The 19,187-nt window shown below is 71.4% G+C and carries 18 protein-coding genes and 1 tRNA gene; 16 read left to right on the top strand and 3 right to left on the bottom strand.

Going from position 1 to position 19,187, the window contains the following annotated elements; genetic code table 11:
- The first annotated feature begins 234 nt into the window (after positions 1-234).
- The 4 genes from IG78_RS0117280 (at position 235) to obgE (ending at position 3,992) form a co-directional block, all read left to right on the top strand.
- Positions 235-1,611 (top strand): phospholipase D-like domain-containing protein, encoded by a 1,377-nt coding sequence (locus IG78_RS0117280; protein ID WP_030564041.1) that lies wholly within the window; start codon positions 235-237, stop codon positions 1,609-1,611.
- Between the two features lie 201 nt (positions 1,612-1,812).
- Complete coding sequence (rplU, locus tag IG78_RS0117275; RefSeq protein WP_030564039.1) at positions 1,813-2,133, top strand: 50S ribosomal protein L21; 321 nt, start codon at positions 1,813-1,815, stop codon at positions 2,131-2,133.
- A gap of 14 nt (positions 2,134-2,147) precedes the next feature.
- A complete protein-coding gene (rpmA, locus tag IG78_RS0117270; RefSeq protein ID WP_030564037.1) occupies positions 2,148-2,402 on the top strand; it encodes a 50S ribosomal protein L27 in 255 nt (84 codons plus the stop codon).
- A gap of 141 nt (positions 2,403-2,543) precedes the next feature.
- Positions 2,544-3,992: a GTPase ObgE gene (obgE, locus tag IG78_RS0117265; RefSeq protein ID WP_030564035.1), complete on the top strand. Its 1,449-nt coding sequence runs from the start codon at positions 2,544-2,546 to the stop codon at positions 3,990-3,992.
- 216 nt (positions 3,993-4,208) lie between these two features.
- Here the strand turns inward: obgE and IG78_RS0117260 are convergent, their stop codons facing one another.
- Complete coding sequence (locus IG78_RS0117260) at positions 4,209-6,299, bottom strand: hypothetical protein (protein WP_030564032.1); 2,091 nt, start codon at positions 6,297-6,299, stop codon at positions 4,209-4,211.
- Between the two features lie 332 nt (positions 6,300-6,631).
- On the opposite strand from IG78_RS0117260, the gene proB reads away from it, so the two are divergent.
- From proB to IG78_RS0117235, 5 genes are all read left to right on the top strand, one after another.
- Positions 6,632-7,819: a glutamate 5-kinase gene (gene proB, locus IG78_RS0117255; protein ID WP_030564030.1), complete on the top strand. Its 1,188-nt coding sequence runs from the start codon at positions 6,632-6,634 to the stop codon at positions 7,817-7,819.
- A gap of 279 nt (positions 7,820-8,098) precedes the next feature.
- Positions 8,099-8,590, top strand: a complete 492-nt coding sequence (locus IG78_RS0117250) for a hypothetical protein (protein WP_030564028.1) — start codon at positions 8,099-8,101, stop codon at positions 8,588-8,590.
- 232 nt (positions 8,591-8,822) lie between these two features.
- The gene (locus IG78_RS0117245) at positions 8,823-10,115 is read left to right on the top strand and encodes a glutamate-5-semialdehyde dehydrogenase (protein ID WP_030564026.1); all 1,293 of its coding nucleotides are present in this window, start codon (positions 8,823-8,825) and stop codon (positions 10,113-10,115) included.
- A gap of 61 nt (positions 10,116-10,176) precedes the next feature.
- Complete coding sequence (locus tag IG78_RS0117240; protein WP_030564024.1) at positions 10,177-10,851, top strand: SCO2584 family spore wall biosynthesis protein; 675 nt, start codon at positions 10,177-10,179, stop codon at positions 10,849-10,851.
- A gap of 161 nt (positions 10,852-11,012) precedes the next feature.
- Positions 11,013-12,077 carry an SCO2583 family membrane protein gene (locus IG78_RS0117235; protein WP_030564022.1) on the top strand — a complete coding sequence of 355 codons (1,065 nt, stop codon included), beginning with the start codon at positions 11,013-11,015 and terminating at the stop codon, positions 12,075-12,077.
- Between the two features lie 5 nt (positions 12,078-12,082).
- Here IG78_RS0117235 and IG78_RS0117230 read toward each other — a convergent pair whose 3' ends face one another.
- Positions 12,083-13,222, bottom strand: a complete 1,140-nt coding sequence (locus IG78_RS0117230; RefSeq protein WP_030564020.1) for a M48 family metallopeptidase — start codon at positions 13,220-13,222, stop codon at positions 12,083-12,085.
- Positions 13,223-13,364: 142 nt separating this feature from the next.
- Here IG78_RS0117230 and IG78_RS44090 point away from each other — a divergent pair, with 142 nt between their 5' ends.
- The 7 genes from IG78_RS44090 to IG78_RS0117195 all read left to right on the top strand — a co-directional run bounded on the left by IG78_RS44090 (position 13,365) and on the right by IG78_RS0117195 (position 18,002).
- Positions 13,365-13,679 (top strand): hypothetical protein, encoded by a 315-nt coding sequence (locus tag IG78_RS44090; protein ID WP_030564018.1) that lies wholly within the window; start codon positions 13,365-13,367, stop codon positions 13,677-13,679.
- A 231-nt stretch (positions 13,680-13,910) separates the two neighbouring features.
- A complete protein-coding gene (locus IG78_RS50140; RefSeq protein WP_037685681.1) occupies positions 13,911-14,078 on the top strand; it encodes a hypothetical protein in 168 nt (55 codons plus the stop codon).
- A 76-nt stretch (positions 14,079-14,154) separates the two neighbouring features.
- Positions 14,155-14,805, top strand: coding sequence for a nicotinate-nucleotide adenylyltransferase (nadD, locus tag IG78_RS0117215; protein WP_030564016.1), 651 nt, complete (start codon positions 14,155-14,157; stop codon positions 14,803-14,805).
- Between the two features lie 16 nt (positions 14,806-14,821).
- Positions 14,822-16,591: an LCP family protein gene (locus IG78_RS0117210; protein WP_030564014.1), complete on the top strand. Its 1,770-nt coding sequence runs from the start codon at positions 14,822-14,824 to the stop codon at positions 16,589-16,591.
- Between the two features lie 96 nt (positions 16,592-16,687).
- On the top strand, positions 16,688-17,146 hold the full coding sequence (gene rsfS / locus IG78_RS0117205) for a ribosome silencing factor (RefSeq protein WP_030564012.1): 459 nt from the start codon (positions 16,688-16,690) through the stop codon (positions 17,144-17,146).
- Positions 17,143-17,784, top strand: coding sequence for a histidine phosphatase family protein (locus IG78_RS0117200; protein WP_030564010.1), 642 nt, complete (start codon positions 17,143-17,145; stop codon positions 17,782-17,784). The genes rsfS and IG78_RS0117200 overlap by 4 nt, the downstream gene beginning before the upstream one ends.
- Before the next feature lie 145 nt (positions 17,785-17,929).
- Positions 17,930-18,002: transfer RNA gene (locus tag IG78_RS0117195), tRNA-Ala, on the top strand.
- Between the two features lie 100 nt (positions 18,003-18,102).
- On the opposite strand, the gene IG78_RS0117190 is transcribed toward IG78_RS0117195, so the two are convergent.
- The gene (locus tag IG78_RS0117190; protein WP_225882107.1) at positions 18,103-19,119 is read right to left on the bottom strand and encodes a helix-turn-helix transcriptional regulator; all 1,017 of its coding nucleotides are present in this window, start codon (positions 19,117-19,119) and stop codon (positions 18,103-18,105) included.
- Positions 19,120-19,187 lie beyond the last annotated feature (68 nt).

Raw genomic sequence — 19,187 nt, 5'->3', positions numbered from 1 at the left:
AAGTCGACCCCAGCCAGCCCATGTCAGCCCGAGCCCACCCACAGCCAACTCAAGTCAAACCCGGCCACTCCCAACCCCCACAAAGACAAACCTCGCCCCCGAACGCACGCTTTCCATCCGCCACTTGGAACCCAGTCCTCCGCCTGTAAGACTCGTCCGGTTTATTGACCGCAAGGACATGACGCGGGCCGCGCCGAGGGGAGACCGCGCGCCGCGTCAGGGGAGGAACACACCATGGCGCAGCAGCGCCTGAGCGGCACGGGCCGCCACCGCGCCACGACCCCGCGCAGGGCAGGACGCCGAGCCGCGGCACTGGCCACGGCGCTCTCCGCGGCGGCGACCCTGCAAGGCACGGCAGGCACGGGCCCGGCCGCCGCCACCCCGCCCGCCACCCCCGCGGACGCGACCCCGGCCTGGACCGAGGGCCCGGTCTTCAACGACCCGCTCGGCACGGACGAGGCCCAGCACGCCATCCGCACCCGCCTGATCCGGCTCACCGACGCCGCGGTACCCGGCTCCACCATCAAGGCCGCCGTCTACCACCTGTGGGAGTCCCCGGTCGTCGACGCGCTCCTGAACGCCCGCCGGCGCGGCGTCGACGTCCAGATCCTGCTGGACTCCACGAGCCGCACGGACCGGCCGAACAACCCCTCGTACCCCGAGCTGGCGTCGTCGCTGGGCACCGACCGGAGCAAGAAGTCCTTCGTCTCGCTGTGTCCCACGGACAAGTCGTGCCTGGGCGACCCGCGGCACGGCAAGTCGATCATGCACAACAAGTTCTGGCTGTTCTCCGAGGTCGCGGGCGCCCGGGACGTCGTCGTACAGACCACGTCGAACGCCACGCCGTCCGCCCACACCAAGTTCTTCAACGACGCGCTGCTGCTCCCTGACAACCCGGCGATGTACGACGCGTTCGCCGAGTACTTCGACGACATGCTGCGCGGGAACTGGCGGGGCTGGGACTACCGCACGGCCAGCAACGGGCTCTACAAGACGTACTTCTTCCCGCGCGAGGGCACGGTCAACGAGACCGACACCATGTACTCGGTCCTGAACAACGTCTCGTGCACCTACAAGGACGCGAACGGCGTCGAGCGGCGGACCAAGGTCCGCGCCTCCATCTTCAAGATCACGCGCAAGCAGATCGCGGACAAGCTGGTGTCCCTGAAGAAGGCCGGGTGCGCCGTCGACCTGGTGTACGCCGAGACGGACAGCGCCAGGAGCCAGGACGGCACCCCTGGCACCTGGGAGGCCCTGCACAAGCCCGGCGGCCCGTCCCTGCGCTGCTACAACGACGACCGGGACCCGCTCGCACCCGGCCGGAAGCTCACCACTCCGTACATCATCCACAACAAGTACGTCCTCATCGACGGCGTGTACGCCGGCAAGCGGAACAAGGTCTCCTTCACCGGCTCGCAGAACTACACGGCGCCCGCGCTGCGCGAGAACGACGAGGTGATCGTGAAGGTCGACGACGGCTCGGTGCACGACACGTACCGCACCCACTTCGACCGGGTGAGGAAGGTGGCCTGGCCGGGCACCGCCGACAGGACGGACCTGTGCCGCGGTGTGAAGCCGCTGCCGCCGGACGGTGAGAAGCCCACCAGGTGAGAGCGGGGCGGACCCGGTTTGACCCGTACGGACGAGCCCCGTAATCTGGATCGTCGGCGTGTTCCTATGCGCGCCCAACCCCTGTAAACCTCATTCCTTCCGGATTCTCATTCCTTCCGGTTTCCGGGAGAGGCCGTTCGTGCCCTCGGCGCGGGGCGGCTGGACTGCGGGGGTCCCGTTCCGAGCGAAAGAGAGATCCGCGTGTACGCCATCGTGCGCAGCGGTGGTCGCCAGCACAAGGTTGCTGTCGACGACATCGTTGAGGTTGACAAGATTCCCACCGCCAAGGTTGGCGACACGGTCGAGCTCTCGACCCTGCTCGTTGTGGACGGCGAAGCCGTGACCAGCGACCCGTGGGTCCTTGCCGGCATCAAGGTCACGGCCGAGGTCGTCGACCACCACAAGGGCGCGAAGATCGACATCCTTCGCTACAAGAACAAGACCGGCTACCGCCGTCGCCAGGGTCACCGTCAGCAGTACACGGCGATCAAGGTCACCGGCATCCCCACGGCTGCGAAGTAAGGGACTGAGACAAGATGGCACACAAGAAGGGCGCATCGTCCACTCGGAACGGGCGCGATTCCAATGCTCAGCGGCTCGGCGTGAAGCGCTTCGGCGGTCAGACCGTCAACGCCGGTGAGATCCTGGTCCGCCAGCGCGGCACCCACTTCCACCCGGGCTCGGGCGTCGGCCGCGGCAAGGACGACACCCTGTTCGCGCTGGACGCCGGTGCGGTGGAGTTCGGTACCCACCGTGGCCGCAAGGTCGTGAACATCGTTCCGGTCGCCTGAGTCCCCTTCCCGAGGGCTTGAGGCGCCGTAGAGCGATTTTCTTCGCGAGGGCGGACCTGACTTCCCGGTTTCCGGGAAGCGGGTCCGCCTTTCGCGTGTTACGCAGTAGACATTTCCGTATGTAACTGGAGGCACCGAACCATGACCACCTTCGTGGACCGCGTCGAGCTGCACGTCGCCGCGGGTAGCGGGGGCCACGGCTGTGCCTCCGTCCACCGTGAGAAGTTCAAGCCGCTCGGCGGCCCGGACGGCGGCAACGGCGGCCGGGGCGGCGACGTCACCCTGGTCGTGGACCAGTCCGTGACCACTCTCCTGGACTACCACCACAGCCCGCACCGCAAGGCCACCAACGGCAAGCCCGGCGAGGGCGGCAACCGCTCCGGCAAGGACGGCCAGGACCTGGTCCTGCCGGTGCCGGACGGCACCGTCGTCCTGGACAAGCAGGGCAACGTCCTCGCGGACCTCGTCGGCCACGGCACGTCGTACGTCGCGGCCCAGGGCGGCCGCGGGGGCCTCGGCAACGCCGCGCTCGCCTCCGCCCGCCGCAAGGCACCCGGCTTCGCGCTGCTCGGCGAGCCCGGCGACGGCGGTGACATCGTCCTGGAGCTCAAGACGGTCGCGGACGTCGCGCTCGTCGGCTACCCGAGCGCGGGCAAGTCCTCGCTGATCTCCGTGCTCAGCGCGGCCAAGCCGAAGATCGCGGACTATCCGTTCACGACGCTCGTGCCCAACCTGGGCGTCGTCACCGCGGGCTCCACGGTCTACACCATCGCTGATGTGCCGGGCCTCATCCCCGGCGCCAGCCAGGGCCGCGGCCTCGGCCTGGAGTTCCTGCGCCACGTGGAGCGCTGCTCCGTCCTCGTACACGTCCTGGACACCGCCACGCTGGAGTCCGACCGCGACCCCGTCTCCGACCTCGACGTGATCGAGGCGGAGCTGCGCGAGTACGGCGCGGGCCTGGAGAACCGGCCGCGTCTCGTGGTCCTCAACAAGGTCGACATCCCCGACGGCCAGGACCTCGCCGACCTGGTCAGGCCCGACCTGGAGGAGCGCGGCTACCGCGTCTTCGAGGTGTCCGCGGTCGCCCACAAGGGCCTCAAGGAGCTGTCCTTCGCGCTCGCCGAGCTCGTCGCCGAGTCGCGGGCCGCGAAGCCCCAGGAGGAGGCGACGCGGATCGTGATCCGGCCGAAGGCCGTCGACGACACGGGCTTCACCGTCACCCGCGAGGAGGACGGCGGCGAGGCCGTGTACCGCGTGCGCGGCGAGAAGCCGGAGCGCTGGGTCCGCCAGACCGACTTCAACAACGACGAGGCCGTCGGCTACCTCGCGGACCGGCTGAACCGGCTCGGCGTCGAGGACGAGCTGATGAAGGCCGGTGCCCGCGCGGGCGACGGCGTGGCCATCGGCCCCGAGGACGACGCCGTCGTCTTCGACTGGGAGCCGACGATGTCCGCGGGCGCCGAGATGCTCGGGCGCCGCGGTGAGGACCACCGCTTCGAGGCGCCCCGTCCCGCCGCCCAGCGCCGCCGGGACCGGGACGCGGAGCGCGACGAGGCGGAGCAGGCCTACGACGACTTCAAGCCCTTCTAGACGGCTACTGGCCGTGGGCCTCGGCCGGGGCGACAGCCGTCACGGTCGGGCCCGGCTTGCCGTCGGGTCGGCAAAGGCCCCGGAACGAAACTGTTCCGGGGCCTTTCGCTGTTCGTGCGGCGAGTCGGGTCCGACAGTGACGGGCGGGTGGGCGGGAGAGTCCCGCCGCGGAGCGGCGGGACAGACGGCTGCCGCCCGCCCAAGGCCCACGGCCAGTTACGCCGACTCCAGCTCCTCCGTAGGATCCGCGTCCATCGCGGCCTCCGCCGCGTCCACCGTCTCCGTGGACTCGTCACGCTGGGCGGGGATCTCCGCCTCCACCCGGGACTCGGCGCGGGCGCGACGGTCGTCGGACTTGGCGCACAGGGCCAGGGCCGCCGCGTTGAAGCGGACGATGGAGGGCGGGTCTGACGGGCCGAGGAGGTGCTCCTTCAGCTCGGCGCGGGACTCCGCGTACACGTCCTTCTCCGGGGAGCGCACGGCCTCCAGGAGGGCGGGCATGCCGTCCGCCTCGGGCGCGAGGATCGTCGCGGCGCGCACCGTCGGGAAGCCCGCGCGGAAGTCCGCCTCTGACAGGCCCGAGGTGTTGGCGACGGCGTACGGCTTCTCGCTGCTGAGCCAGTCGGAGACGACCGAGGAGACATCGCTGATCAGCAGGTCGGCCTGGTTGAAGCAGGAGAAGATCGCCGGGCGGGACTCGGTGATGACCTGGTGCTCCCACTCGGGCAGCGAGGCCCAGTACGCCGACTCCCAGGCCGCGGTCGCCTCGGCGACCGCGGACCGGCTGTCGCCGTCCGGCGTGCCCTGGAGCATCATCCGCTCCATCTCGTCCGCGCTGCTGCGGAAGGACTTCGCCGTGAGGAGGTCCAGGGCCTCCGTGCGACGGGCCAGCTCGGCCGCGGCCTCGGGGCCGGGGCGGGCGCCGGAGCGCCGCGCGTTGGCCTCGCGGATCATGGCCTTGATGCGCTCGTTGGCGGCACCGGCGGCCGGGACCTGGGAGCCGGTCATCGGGTGCGGCTTGTAGATCAGACGCACACCGGGGTCGGCGAGCAGGTGCCGGACGATGTTCTCGCCCGCGAGGACGACCGAGGTGTTGCCGGGGTTGCCGTCCCAGCCCTCCCAGGTCGGCGCGTACAGGACGGTCGTGAACGCACCCGTGGGCGCGCCCGCGTACGGCCGGATCGGGGACAACTGGGGGCGGCCGACCTCGACCACGTCCTTGTCCTCGACACCGATGTCGGCGAGCTGGTAGCGCTCGCGGGCCGCGGGGCCCGCCACCCACACCTCGTCGTACGCCTTCGCGTACGGGTTGCAGGAGGACAGCTTGTCGCTCTCGCCGTGGTTGATGAACGCGTGCTTGAGCGAGGGGATGCGCAGGACCTGGGAGGTCTTCGCGGCGTTCGCGGGGTGCAGCATCATCTTCAGCGTCGACGTCTCCAGGGAGAACATCGTGGCGACCTTCGGGAAGCAGATGATCGGCACATCCGTGGAGTCGATCTTCTGCACCATGAAGCGCTCACGGAGCACGATCAGCGGCTTGCCGTCGAGCTGGGAGAGCGTGGAGAGCCACATGTTCGCCTGGTAGGCGGACGTGGTGCCGCCGGAGAAGTACATCGCGACCGTCGGCTTGTAGTCGGAAAGCCAGCGGTCGAGCCACTCGATGACGGCCTCGTCGGCCTTCGCCCGCTTCTTCGGCAGCATCCAGGTCGCCAGATACACCGCGCCGCCGCCCATCAGGACGAGGGAGACGCCGAGGCCGATGCCGCCCCAGTACGCGTGGGTGGTGGCGGCCGTCACGAGCAGGCCAGTTGTCGCGGGCACGGAGAAGGTGAGCAGCCTGCGGGCCTGCTGGCGGGCCAGGATGCGCGGCGGGGCGGCGCTCAGGCGCAGCGCGGACGCGTCGATGTTGCGCGTGACGATCGGCAGCGTACGCGCGCGGCGCACCACGACGGCGACGGCCTGGCAGCCGAAGTGCAGCGCGTAGAAGGCGAGCAGCGCGATGGTCAGCGGCGACTGCTCGGCGAGCGGGTCGATGTCGTCGATGCGCAGCAGACCGACCAGGACCAGCATGTCGCGCAGGAGCTGCCGGACGGTGACATCGAAGCGGATCTTGCCGAGGAGGGAGAGCAGACCCGGCTGCTTGTACTGCAGATAGATGTCGAGCGCGAGGTTGGCGGCCGACGCGGCGACGAACACCGGGACGTACGGCACGAGCGCGGTCACGAGCTGCGCCGCGAAGAGTGCGAGCATCGAGAGCAGCGCGATGAGCTGTACGACGCGGCGGGGGGCGAGTCCGGCGGAGGGCACGGGCTTGGGCTCCTGGCGGGGGCGGTCGGAAGGGGGCAGAAGAGGGCAGAAGGGGGAAAGACGAGAGGAAGCTGGGGGAAACTCGGGGGGAGCTGCGGATGAGTGGGAGACCCCTGACCGTATGACGGTCGGTGCCTCCGTAGCAATCTTCCGTGACGCCAATCACCGAATACAGGGGCAAAGGTCATGAAACCGCAGGGCCCGAATTCGGCCCCTCTGGCTTCTTCCGGCTCCGCGAAGGCCCTGTCCGCCCAGCGAAACGCGCGGGCGCGGCCGTCGCCCGCTCACGTACATTGCTGGTCCACAGCACACGGGGATCATTGGGGAAGCGCGTGACAGGGGCAGCAGAACGGGCGGACGTCGCCGGGGCGCACCGCGTCGTCGTCAAGATCGGGTCGTCGTCCCTGACGACTGCGACGGGCGGCTTGGACGCGGACCGCGTGGACGCGCTCGTGGACGTACTCGCCAAGAGCAGGAACGGCATCCTGGGAAAGAACGGCATCCAGGGAAAGAACGGCATCCAGGGAAGGGATGGGGGAGAGCGCGAGGTCGTGCTCGTCTCCTCCGGTGCCATCGCCGCCGGGCTCGCCCCGCTCGGCCTGCGCCGCCGCCCCAAGGACCTGGCCCGCCAGCAGGCCGCCGCGAGCGTCGGCCAGGGCCTGCTCGTCGCCCGCTACACCGCGTCCTTCGCACGCTACGGCGTACGCGTCGGCCAGGTGCTGCTCACCACCGACGACACCAGCCGCCGCGCCCACCACCGCAACGCGTCGCGCACCCTCGACAAGCTGCTCGCGATGGGCGCCCTGCCCGTCGTCAACGAGAACGACACGGTGGCCACCGACGAGATCCGCTTCGGCGACAACGACCGTCTGGCCGCCCTCGTCGCCCACCTCGTCCGCGCCGACCTGCTCGTCCTGCTCTCGGACGTGGACGGCCTCTACGACGGCGACCCCGCCGCCCCCGGCACCGCGAGGATCGCCGAGGTCGCGGGTCCCGCCGACATCGCGCACGTCAAGATCGGCAGCGCGGGCAAGGCGGGTGTCGGGACCGGCGGCATGGTCACCAAGGTGGAGGCGGCCCGGATCGCCGCGGCCGCCGGTATCCCCGTGGTCCTCACCTCGGCGAGCCAGGCCGCGGACGCGCTCGCGGGCCGCGACACCGGCACCTACTTCCGCCCCACCGGACGCCGCTCCGCGGACCGCCTCCTTTGGCTCCAGCACGCGTCCGCGCCGCGCGGGGCGCTCACGCTCGACGACGGGGCGGTACGGGCGGTCGTCGAGGGCCGCAAGTCGCTGCTGCCCGCGGGCGTCGCCGCGGTGGAGGGCGAGTTCATCGCGGGCGACCCGGTGGAGCTGCGGGACCCCGCGGGGCGGGCCGTGGCGCGCGGCCTGGTGAACTTCGACGCCAAGGAGCTGCCGCGCCTGTTCGGCCGTTCCACGCGCGAGCTCGCCCGTGAGCTAGGCCCCGCCTACGAGCGCGAAGTGGTGCACCGGGACGACCTCGTCCTGCTCCACCCCTGACCCATTGACGGCGGTGCACCGCGCCGACGGCCAGTGGTGCACCACCCGGCCCGCCGAGAGGTGCACCACTATCCCCGGCGGCCTCGCGGACACCAGCGGAAATCAGGCCGAAAACAGGCGCGAACGCCGTGTCACGGCGGGCACGCGTGAGGTGAAACTCCGCGAAACCGCCCCGCGGGACCTCTTGTCCTGCTCAACTTTGTTGCGAGGGCAGTTCCGCATGACCTTTGCATAACGACCGTCGCATGTCCGCACCACCACTGGTTGAAGGAGGCCGTCGTGAGACGAGTGCGCCCGGGGGCGGCGTCCCGCGGACCGGCTGAGCGCGCGCTGACCAGCGTCGCCGCGGGGGCGGCATACACCGGCGACACGGACGGGAGCAGCGACCACCTGCCCCACGAGCAGCCGCGCGAGGGCGAGCCGTCCGACGCGCCCCGCCTCTGGCACGTCACGCTGAGCGTGTCCGGTGCCAGGACACCGCTGGCGGAGGTACGGCGCGGCCTCGAACAGCTCGCCCACGACCACCCCTTTCTGCTCACCAGCAGATACGCCCAGGACCACGCGGAGATCCGCTACTGGGAAGAGGCCCGTGACCTGCACGACGCCGCCGCGGTGGCGCTGCGCCTGTGGGGCGAGCACCGGCAGAGCGCCCAGTTGCCGCCGTGGGAGATCGTCGGGCTCGAAGTGATCGACCGCGACACGTATCACCAGCGGATCGCCGAGGGGTACGGACCGCTGCCCGCGACGCCGGTCGGCGTCCACCCGTTCTAGCCGGGTTCACGGGGGCGCCCCGAGGTTCACGGGGGCGCCCCGAAGTCCACGGGGGCGTACCGGGGCCCTCCGGGACGTGCCCGACGCCCGCCGGGGTTACGGGGTTCTTCCGGGGACGGTCAATACCAGCCAGTCTCACCGCTTCCACCGGAGCCCGGCGAGCCGCCCGTGTGACGTCTCGCACTGCGGAACACCGACCGGACGCCCACCGGCGCGAGGTTACGCTGCCCTCATGACCGCGCCCTCGCCGCTCTCGCCGTACGACAACATGACCCCGGTCGCCCAGGCCGCCTACCGCTCCCGCGCCGCCGCGGCCACCCTCGCGCCACTGCCGCGCGCCGAGAAGGACGACGCGCTGCTCGCCGTCGCCGACGCCCTCGAAGTGCGTACGGCGGAGATCGTCGAGGCCAACGCCAAGGACGTCGCGCGGGCCCGCGAGGCCGGCACCAGCGAGGCCATCGTCGACCGCCTCACCCTCACCCCCGAGCGCGTCCGCGCCATCGCCTCCGACGTACGGGACGTCGTCACCCTGCCCGACCCGGTCGGCGAGGTCGTGCGCGGCTCCACCCTGCCCAACGGCATCGACCTGCGCCAGGTCCGCGTCCCCCTCGGCGTCGTCGGCATCATCTACGAGGCCCGCCCGAACGTGACGGTCGACGCGGCCGCCCTGTGCCTGAAGTCCGGCAACGCGGTCCTCCTGCGCGGCTCGTCATCGGCGTACGAGTCCAACACCGCCCTGGTGCGCGTCCTGCGCGACGCCGTGCACGGCGCGGGCCTGCCCGCCGACGCCGTCCAGTTGGTGCCGGGCGAGAACCGGGACTCCGTACGCGAGCTGATGCGGGCCCGCGGTCTCGTCGACGTGCTCATCCCGCGCGGCGGCGCCTCCCTGATCAGGACCGTCGTCGAGGAGTCCACCGTCCCCGTCATCGAGACCGGCACCGGCAACTGCCATGTGTACGTGGACGCCCACGCCGACCTCGACATGGCCGTCGAGATCCTCATCAACTCCAAGGCGCACCGCGTCAGCGTCTGCAACGCCGCCGAGACCCTGCTCGTGCACGCCGACATCGCCGACGCCTTCCTGCCCCGCGTCCTCGACGCGCTCGCCGAGGCCGGGGTCACCGTGCACGCCGACGAGCGCGTCCAGGCGTACGCCGGGGGCTCCAAGGCGACCGTCGTGCCCGCGACCACCGAGGACTGGGAGACCGAGTACCTCTCGTACGACATCGCGGCCGCCGTCGTCGACTCCCTGGAGCAGGCCGTCGAACACATCCGGCTGTGGACCTCCGGCCACACCGAGGCCATCGTCACCACCTCGCAGCAGGCCGCGCGCCGGTTCACGCAGCTCGTGGACTCCACGACGGTCGCCGTGAACGCCTCCACGCGGTTCACCGACGGCGGCCAGTTCGGCTTCGGCGCCGAGATCGGCATCTCCACGCAGAAGCTGCACGCGCGGGGACCGATGGGCCTTCCGGAACTCACGTCGACGAAGTACATCGTGACGGGCGACGGTCACGTGCGGTGACAGCCGCCTGAATTCCCTTGCCGTCTGCCCAAATTGCCCACTTCAGGTCTACGCTGGACGCGTGCCGGAGGACGTGGGGGGCATGCCGTTTCCCGACGGCTGGGAGCCCGACGACGACCGCGACCACGGGGATGCGGACGAGGAGTTCGCCTCCGTGGTCTTCGACGAGGATTTCGTGCGCGCCGCCGAGATCCATGAGCCCACCGCGGTCGAGCGGCTGCTCGCCGCCGCCCAGGCACGCGCCGAGGCGTCCGAGACCGAGTCCCGCCGCGGCCGCACCCGCCGCCGCGGCACGGGAAGACGGGACAACGACTACAACGACTACAACGACCACGACGGGCATCCGTACCACGACGGGTACGGCCCGGACGGCAACGGCGAGTTCGGGCCCGACTACGCCGACTACGCCGACTACGCCGCATACGGCGAGTACGCCGACGACCGGGACTTCCTGGAAGGCGGTCACGGCGGTCACGGGCGCTACGGCCGCCGCAACCCCCAGGTTCGCTGGCACCGCCCCGTCGCCTGGATGCTCGCCCTCGTCCTCGGCATAGGCATGGTCGCCTTCGCCTTCGCCGCGGTGTACCGCGGAGCGGCGTCCGGCCGCCAGGACCGGATACCCCCGCCCGCCACCACCGAGATCGAGCAGAACGCGGGCCCCGGCGACGCCGGAACCCCCTCCGCGTCGGCGGAGTTCGGCCAGTCCCCGGTCCCTGCGGAACCCCGTACCCCCTGACGGCGAAAGCCCCTGTCCGCGTCCAGTTCGCGCCCGGTTCGCGTCCCGTCCGCACCCTCGCCGCGCCCGTGCGCCCAACTGCGCCACGGACGTGAGCAGTTGTCAGAAGTTGTCGTGTACCACGGCGTTTACCTCGACGCCCGGAGACCTACCCTGAAGGTATGGGCGGTCCAGGAGAACCACCTGCGGGGACACCCGAGGGCGCTCCCGGAGGTGAGGACGAGTACCGATCCGTCGTCTTCGACGAGTCGTTCGTGCGCGCTGCGCGACTGCAGGAGTTCTCCGCGCGCGAGCGCATGAGCGACCACGCGCGCGCCGTGCGCCGCAGGGCGAGCCCGCACCGCCGCCTCTCCCGCCAGCTCGTCGTCCTCGTCGTCCTCATCGCCGTCGCCTTCGGCACCGCGATCTACATGGGCGTACGGCACCCCTACGGCAGCCCCGCCGCCAAGCGCCCCGACCCGCTGCGGATGACCGTCATCCCGCTCGCGCCCCAGGGCCGCGTGCCCGGCTCGGCGAAGGTGGCCGCCCTGTTCGCCAAGAGCCCCGCCGCACAGTTCCGCGTCGGCGCCGGCGGCATCAACCTGCCCGCCACCCGGCGCACCGCCCACTTCTCCGAGGACCAGGTCCTCTCCGCGCTCACCACCGCCAAGGACTACCTGGTCGAGTCCTCCCTCGACCCGGACGTGCTCATGGGCCGCGCCGTGCGCTCGCCCCGCGTCCTGCTCGACCCGGGCCAGCTCGACCAGTTCGACCGCAGCCTCGCCCACCCGGCGGCCGACGGCCGGCACGCGCCCACCGGCTGGATGGTGCGGTTCGACCCGGCGAAGACGGCGCTCGCCGACCCGGGGGTGCGCGTCCAGGGCACCCTGCGGGCCGCCGAGACGGACAAGGGGACCCTGGAGGTCTCCTCCGACCACACCTTCGTCTACGCGCTCCGGCCCGCCCGCACCGACCAGCGCGCGCGGGCCTCGCTTTTCACCGTCCGGCGCGCGCTGCACTTCCGCTTCGACCGCGACGACCTGCGCATGCACCAGGCCGAACTGCTCGTCTCCTACCTCCAGGCGGGACCGCTCGCCTGCGCCGCCGACACCACCCGGGTGCTTCGCCCGCTGCTCGCGGACCAGCGGGCGAAGGCAGGCGGGCCCGCGGGCACCGACCCGTACGCGACGGGGGACGCGACGGCGCTGTGCGGGACGCTGGCGGGGGCGGCACAGCCCAGGGTGTGAGCGGCCTACTTGGGGCTGTCGGGGCTGTCGGGGCTGTCGGGGCCGTCGGTGGGGCGGCCCGAGGTGCTGCCCCCGGGGTCCCCGGGCGCGTTGCCGCCGCCGGCCTGTCCGGTGAACTTCCCGCGCAGCTTGCCGCCCAGGTCGCCGGCGCCGCCCGCGATGTCGGAGACCAGCTTCATCAGCGGGTCCTTGCTGGTGCGCACGTCCTCCGCGTACGCCGACGCCGACTGGCGGAAGGAGTCGGTGACCGAGGTGTCCGGGTCCTCGTCGCGGCGCGGGTAGTGGCCGTCCATGATGCGCTGGTAGTCGCGGGTCGCGGCCCACTTCTTCAGCTCGGCGGCGCGCACGGTGGTGAAGGGGTGCGAGCGCGGCAGCACGTTCAGGATCTTCAGTACGGAGTCGCGCAGGTCGCCGCCGGCCTCGTACTCCTCGGCCTGCTCCAGGAACGCGTCCACGTTCATCTCGTGCAGATGGTTGCCGCCCGCGATCTTCATCAGGCCGCGCATGGACGCCTGCAGGTCCTGGCCGACGAGGAGGCCCGCGCGGTCCGCGGACAGCTCGGACTTGCGGAACCACTCGCGCAGCGCGGTCACGATCGCCATGATCGCGACATTGCCGAGCGGGATCCACGCCACCTTCAGGGCGAGGTTCGTCAGGAACAGCAGGATCGTGCGGTACACGGAGTGGCCGGAGAGGGCGTGGCCCACCTCGTGGCCGACGACCGCCCGCATCTCCTCCTCGTCGAGGAGTTCCACAAGGCCGGTGGTGACCACGATGATCGGCTCGTCGAGCCCGATGCACATGGCGTTCGGCTTCGGGTCCTGCTGGACGTACATCGCCGGGACCTTCTCCAGGTCCAGGATGTAGCAGGCGTCCCGGAGCATGGTGTTCAGGTGGGCGAACTGGGCGTCGGACACGCGTACCGAGTCCGAGAGGAAAAGCAGTCGCAGGCTGCGCTCGGGCAGCAGCCCGCTGAGGGCCTTGAAGACCGTGTCGAAGCCGGTGAGCTTGCGCAGGGCCACCAGGGCCGAGCGGTCCGCGGGGTGCTCGTAGGCCCGGGAGGAGATGCCGGGAAAGCGCCTGCGCTGCCGGCTGGGCACGTTCTCCTGCTCGTGCCCCGCGCCGTTGTGGTTGCCGTCGGTCATGCCGCGTCCCCCATGTCGTGTCGGCTCTGGTCCGACGTCGTGTCGGCTCCGGCCGGCGCCGGTCCGATTCCTGCCCCCGAGACGAGCCCCAGCCTAGGCGGAGATACCGTGGCGAGGCAGCACACAGAAGGAGTCATCCGCCATGGAGCACATCTCCGCAGCCGAAGCCCTCACCCTCGCCGCCCACGCGGCGGGCAAGCAGGGCCCGGGCAACCTGCTACGCGTCGTGCTGATCGTGATGGTGGTGGGCTGCGTCCTGGTGGCCTGGCTGCTGCTGCGCGGGTACCGGCAGGGGAGCGAGCGTCAGGGGAGCGGGGGTAAGGACGCGCCGTCGGCCGGGGGCGGTTCCCGGGACGCCGCGGTGGACCGTGCGGCGGGCGACTCGGCAGGCGGCACGGCAGGCGGCACGGCGGGCCGTGCGCCGAGTGGCGGGTCCGCGGGCGGCCCCGAGAGCTGATCGCGGGCCGCCGCTTGCGCTCATCGTGAGCAGCCGCGTGAGCTGATCGCGGGCAGCCGCGTGAGCTGATCGCGAGCCGCCCCGTGCGCTGATCGCGGGCGGAACGGGTGCCGCGCGCGCCCGCGCCTCGTACCGCAACGGCGGAGTCGGCGTGATCGCCGCCCGGGTGCCCGCATACGATGGTTCCGAGTCTTTATCCCGATCCCACACACCGGATAGGTCCTGCTGACGATGAGCCTCCCCAGCACCGCCGCTGCCCAACTGGTCTCCCTCGCGTCCGAGGGCGGCGAGCACAGCGGCGGCCACGAAAGCCTCAGCCCCTACCTCACCGGCGGCGGCGCCCTGCTCGCGCTCCTCCTGCTGCTGTGGATCACCACGCGCTTCAACCGCGACCGCTGAGCCCGGCCCCGGCCGGGCCGGGCACCCGGACGGCTGACGGCAGGACCCGCTCGCCGGGCCGGTAGTGTCTGCACGCATGGGAGAGCAGGACATGCCGACCGGCCCGCAGGGCGACCCGGGCACAGGACCGGTGAGCGCGGCCAAGCGCCGCCTCGGCGTCATGGGCGGAACGTTCGACCCGATCCACCACGGACACCTGGTGGCGGCCAGTGAGGTCGCCGCCCGTTTCCACCTCGACGAGGTGGTGTTCGTACCGACCGGGCAGCCGTGGCAGAAGAGCGACAAGAAGGTCTCGCCCGCCGAGGACCGCTATCTGATGACGGTCATCGCGACCGCCGAGAACCCGCAGTTCTCGGTCAGCCGCATCGACATGGACCGCGGCGGCCCCACCTACACCACGGACACCCTGCGCGACCTGCGCCGCCTCAACCCCGAGGCGGACCTCTTCTTCATCACGGGCGCCGACGCGCTCGGTCAGATCCTCACCTGGCGGGACACCGAAGAGCTGTTCGCGCTGGCCCACTTCATCGGCGTCACCCGGCCCGGCCACACCCTGGCCGACCCCGGCCTGCCCGAGGGCGGGGTCTCGCTGGTGGAGGTGCCCGCCCTCGCCATCTCCTCCACGGACTGCCGCGCGCGGGTCGCGGGCGGGGACCCTGTCTGGTACCTGGTGCCGGACGGCGTGGTGCGTTATATCGACAAGCGTGAGCTGTACCGCGGCGAGTGAGCCGAGAGGGGCACCGGTGAACGACCGACAGTACGACCCGTATGCGGGCCAGGACCCGTATGCGGGTCAGTACGCGGGTGACGCGGGCCAGTACACGGGTGCCGCGGATCAGTACGCGGGTGCCGCGGCGGACCAGTACGAGGTCGTCGGGTACGACGAGTACGGGCAGCCGGTGTACCAACTGGTGCGGCAGCACCAGGTTCCCCCACAGGCGCAGCCTTCGTACGACACGTACGCCGCGCAGCGGCAGCAGCAGCAACAACAGCAACAGCAACAACAGCAACAGCAACAGCAGCCGCAGGGCTACGGTTACGACCCGTACGCCTCGGGGGCGCTGCCGCCGCAGTCGTATGACGCCGGGGCCTCGTACGACGCCGGGCAGCAGGGCGGTTGGATCCCGCAGCAGCAGCACGCGCCGCAACAGGAGTACCGCGAGTCGCAGCAGCATCAAGGTCAGGGCGAGCCCCACGAGCTGCACGAGCCCCACGGCTCCCAGGAGCCGCAGTCCCAGGAGTCCCAGGAACCCCCTGAGTACCGCACCGAGCAGTTCTCGTTCATAGAGGAACCGGACGAGCAGTCCGAAGACGTCATCGACTGGCTGAAGTTCACGGAGAGCCGCACCGAGCGGCGCGAGGAGGCCAAGCGGCGCGGCCGCTCCCGCGTCGTCGCCCTCGTGGTGGTGCTCGTGCTCGCCGTCGTCGGCGGCGTCGGCTATCTGTGGGCGGCGGGCGACCTGCCGGGGCAGGCGGACGAGAAGTCCGGCGGGCAGGCCGCCGCAGGGCCGCAGAAGCGGGACGTGGTCGTCGTCCACCTGCACAACACCAAGGGCGGCGGCACGTCCACGGCGCTCCTGGTGAACAACACCACCACCAAGCGCGGCACCACCGTCCTGCTGCCCAACTCCCTCGCCATGACAGGCGACGACGGCAGCGGCACCACGCTCGCCAAGTCCGTCGAGGACGACGGCTCGACCGGGACCCGCGAGGCCATCGACACCGCGCTCGGCACCCATGTCGAGGGCACCTGGCGCCTGGACACCCCCTACCTCAACAACCTCGTCGAACTCGTCGGCAACATCGACATCGACACCGACGCCGACGTCCCCGACCCCAAGACGAAGAAGAAGGGCGAGGCACCGCTCGTCAAGAAGGGCGAACAGCAGACCCTGAGCGGGCCCATGGCCGTCGCGTACGCCACCTACCGCGCGCCCGGCGAGGCCGAGAACGCGCAGCTCACCCGGTTCGGGCAGGTCATGCTGGGGGTGCTGCGCAAACTGTCGTCCGACCCGCAGGCCGCGACCGTCACCGTGCAGTCGCTCGCGCAGATCCTCGACCCGTCCCTGAAGGAGAAGGACCTCGGCTCCTTCCTCGCCAAGCTCGCCGACCGCGCCAAGGGCGGCGACTACTCCACAGCGCTGCTCCCCGTGCAGCAGGACGGGACGCTGTCCGAGAAGACCGGCGCGAGCGTGGTCAAGGACGTACTCGGTGGCGCGGTGAAGAGCCCGGAGCAGGGCGCGGCCGTACGGGTCGGTGTGAAGAACGCCACCGGCGACAAGGACGCCACCCAGAAGGCCCGTATCGCCCTGGTCAACGGCGGCTACACCTTCGTCGACTCCGGCACCGGCTCCGGATCGTCGGCGACGTCGCAGGTCACCTACGCCGACGCGGCCAAGAAGGCGGAGGCACAGGAGGTCGCCAAGACCCTCGGCCTGCCCGCCGGCGCGGTCAGCAAGGGCAAGGCGGCACCGAACGCGGATGTGTCCGTGGTGCTCGGCGGGGACTACTGACGGGGCCCGCCCGCGGCCCGGAAACAATCTTCTGGGGAGCCGTGGGCGGTCCGTGAGACCCTTGAGGGGTATTGCCCATCGAAGGAAAGCTCTCTAGTGACCGCCACGGACCGCTCCACCGAGCTCATCACCGTCGCCGCCCAGGCGGCGGCCGACAAGCTCGCGCACGACATCATCGCGTACGACGTCAGCGACGTGCTGTCGATCACGGACGCCTTCCTGCTCGCCTCCGCACCCAACGACCGCCAGGTCAAGTCGATCGTCGACGAGATCGAGGAGCGCCTCAACAAGGAGCTGGGCGCCAAGCCGGTGCGCCGCGAGGGCGACCGCGAGGCCCGCTGGGTCCTGCTCGACTACGTCGACATCGTGGTGCACGTCCAGCACAGCGAGGAGCGCGTCTTCTACGCCCTCGAGCGCCTGTGGAAGGACTGCCCCGAGATCGCCCTGCCCGACGACGCGAAGGCCACCCGCGGCAAGGGCGTCGAGTACGCCGAGCGGCAGCAGGCGGCCGAGGAGGCCGGGGTGCTGCGCGATCTCGGCGGTGAGCTGCGGTGAACAACCGCGGCTGCCGGATCATCCTGTGGCGGCACGGCCAGACCGCCTGGAACCTGGAGCGGCGCTTCCAGGGCACCACGGACATCGAGCTGACCGACACGGGCGTCGCCCAGGCCCGGCGTGCCGCCCGGCTGCTCGCCTCGCTGAAGCCGGACGCGATCATCGCCTCCGACCTGAGGCGGGCCGCCGCCACGGCCGCCGAGCTGGCCGCGATCACGGGCCTGGACGTCACGTACGACGAGGCCCTGCGCGAGACGTACGCCGGGGCCTGGCAGGGCCTGACCCACGACGAGATCATCGGCGCCCACGGCGAGCAGTACGCCGCCTGGAAGCGCGGCGAGCCGGTGCGCCGCGGCGGCGGTGAGCTGGAGACCGAGGTCGCCGACCGGGCCGCCCCCGTCGTGCTCGCGCACGCGAAGAAGCTGCCCGACAACGGCACCCTCGTCGTGGCCAGCCACGGCGGCACGATCCGTACGACCATCGGCCGCCTCCTCGGCCTCGACCCGCTGCACTGGGAGGGCCTCGGCGGGCTCTCCAACTGCTGCTGGTCCGTCCTCGGCCAGGGCGCGCGCGGCTGGCGCCTGCTCGAGCACAACGCGGGCACGCTGCCGGAGCCGGTGCTCGGCGACGACGACTAGGGCGTGGCGGCGTGCCCCGCCGCCCCGGGGCGGCGGGCGCCCGGCCGGGACCCGGATTTCGCGTTCGGGCAGGTCGCAGGCTAAAGTTCTTCTTGTTCGCCCGCCGAGCGGGAGGAACACCATGCGGCTCAGCCGCGTGGCGCAAGGGGCTATAGCTCAGTTGGTAGAGCGCCTGCATGGCATGCAGGAGGTCAGGAGTTCAATTCTCCTTAGCTCCACAATCTCCGTCCCGTCCCCGTCAAGGGGGCGGGACTTTGCTTTGCCCGGACGCCCCGCTCCGCACGTGGCCTGTTGTCTGTTCCTCCCGTCCCCCGCTCCTCACACGGCCTGCGCCCGGACCCGCTCCACCCGCTCCCGGATCCGCTCCATCCGCTCCCGGGTCCGCTCGTCGTCCGGTGTGTACGCCACGATGCGGCACTCCGGCATGCCGTTGATGGACAGCGACACCGACGTCATCCGCAGCTCACCGACCGCCTCGTGCCGGAACGTCTTGACCCGCGGCCCCGGCGGCACCACGTCACCGCTCGCCCACAGCCGCGCGAACATCGGGCTGGCCGCGGACAGTTCCCGTATGTAGTCCTCCCAGGCGGGCTCGCCCACATGTCTGCCGTACGCCTCGCGCAGTGTCGCCACCATCACCGGCAGCTCCGAGTCCCGGAAGACCAGCGGGCAGTGCAGCTCGGGCACGACGAACAGCGTCCACAGCACGTTCGCCACGCCTATCGCCGCCACCTCGGGGACGACGAAAAGGTGCCGGTAGGCGGCGTTCGTGGCGAGGATGTCGTACCGCGAGTTGTAGACCGCCGCCGGGTGCGGGTCCAGGGCGTCGATGATGCCCTGGATCTCCTGGTCCACCGCCGTCGCGGCCATCTGGTGCCGCGCGACGTAGGGAACCTCCGCGAGGTGGTACAGATGCTCGCGCTCCGCCCTGTCGAGGCGCAGGGTGCGCGCGACGGCGTCCAGGACCTGGGCGGAGGCGTTGATGGGGCGGCCCTGCTCCAGCCACGTGTACCACGTGACGCCGACGCCGGAGAGCTGGGCGACCTCCTCACGGCGCAGGCCCGGCGTGCGGCGCCGGGGGCCCGGTGGCATGCCCACGTCGGCGGGGGTGACGCGGGCGCGCCGACCGCGCAGGAAGGTGGCCAGCTCGGCGCGGCGGCGGGTGGGTGTGGGTGCCGGTGCCGGTGCGGGTGCCGAGGTGAGGGCGGGCACGGGTGCGGATGTGGGCGACGGGGCGGGCGCGGGTGTGGCCACCGGCGCGGGTGCGGGCGCGGCCGGCCCCGCCGGTGCCGTCGTCGTGGTCCTCGGCATGTCCATCGTCGTCACGTCCCCCATCCTCGGCTCCTGCCGCGGCCCTTGCCAGGTGCTGCCAGTACCAGCATCAGCGGACTCTCACTCCCCGT

This window comes from Streptomyces aureocirculatus (genome assembly GCF_000720475.1).
Classification (GTDB): domain Bacteria; phylum Actinomycetota; class Actinomycetes; order Streptomycetales; family Streptomycetaceae; genus Streptomyces; species Streptomyces aureocirculatus.
The sequence above is the reverse complement of the archived record's forward strand: the minus strand, read 5'-3'. Positions and strand labels throughout refer to the sequence as shown.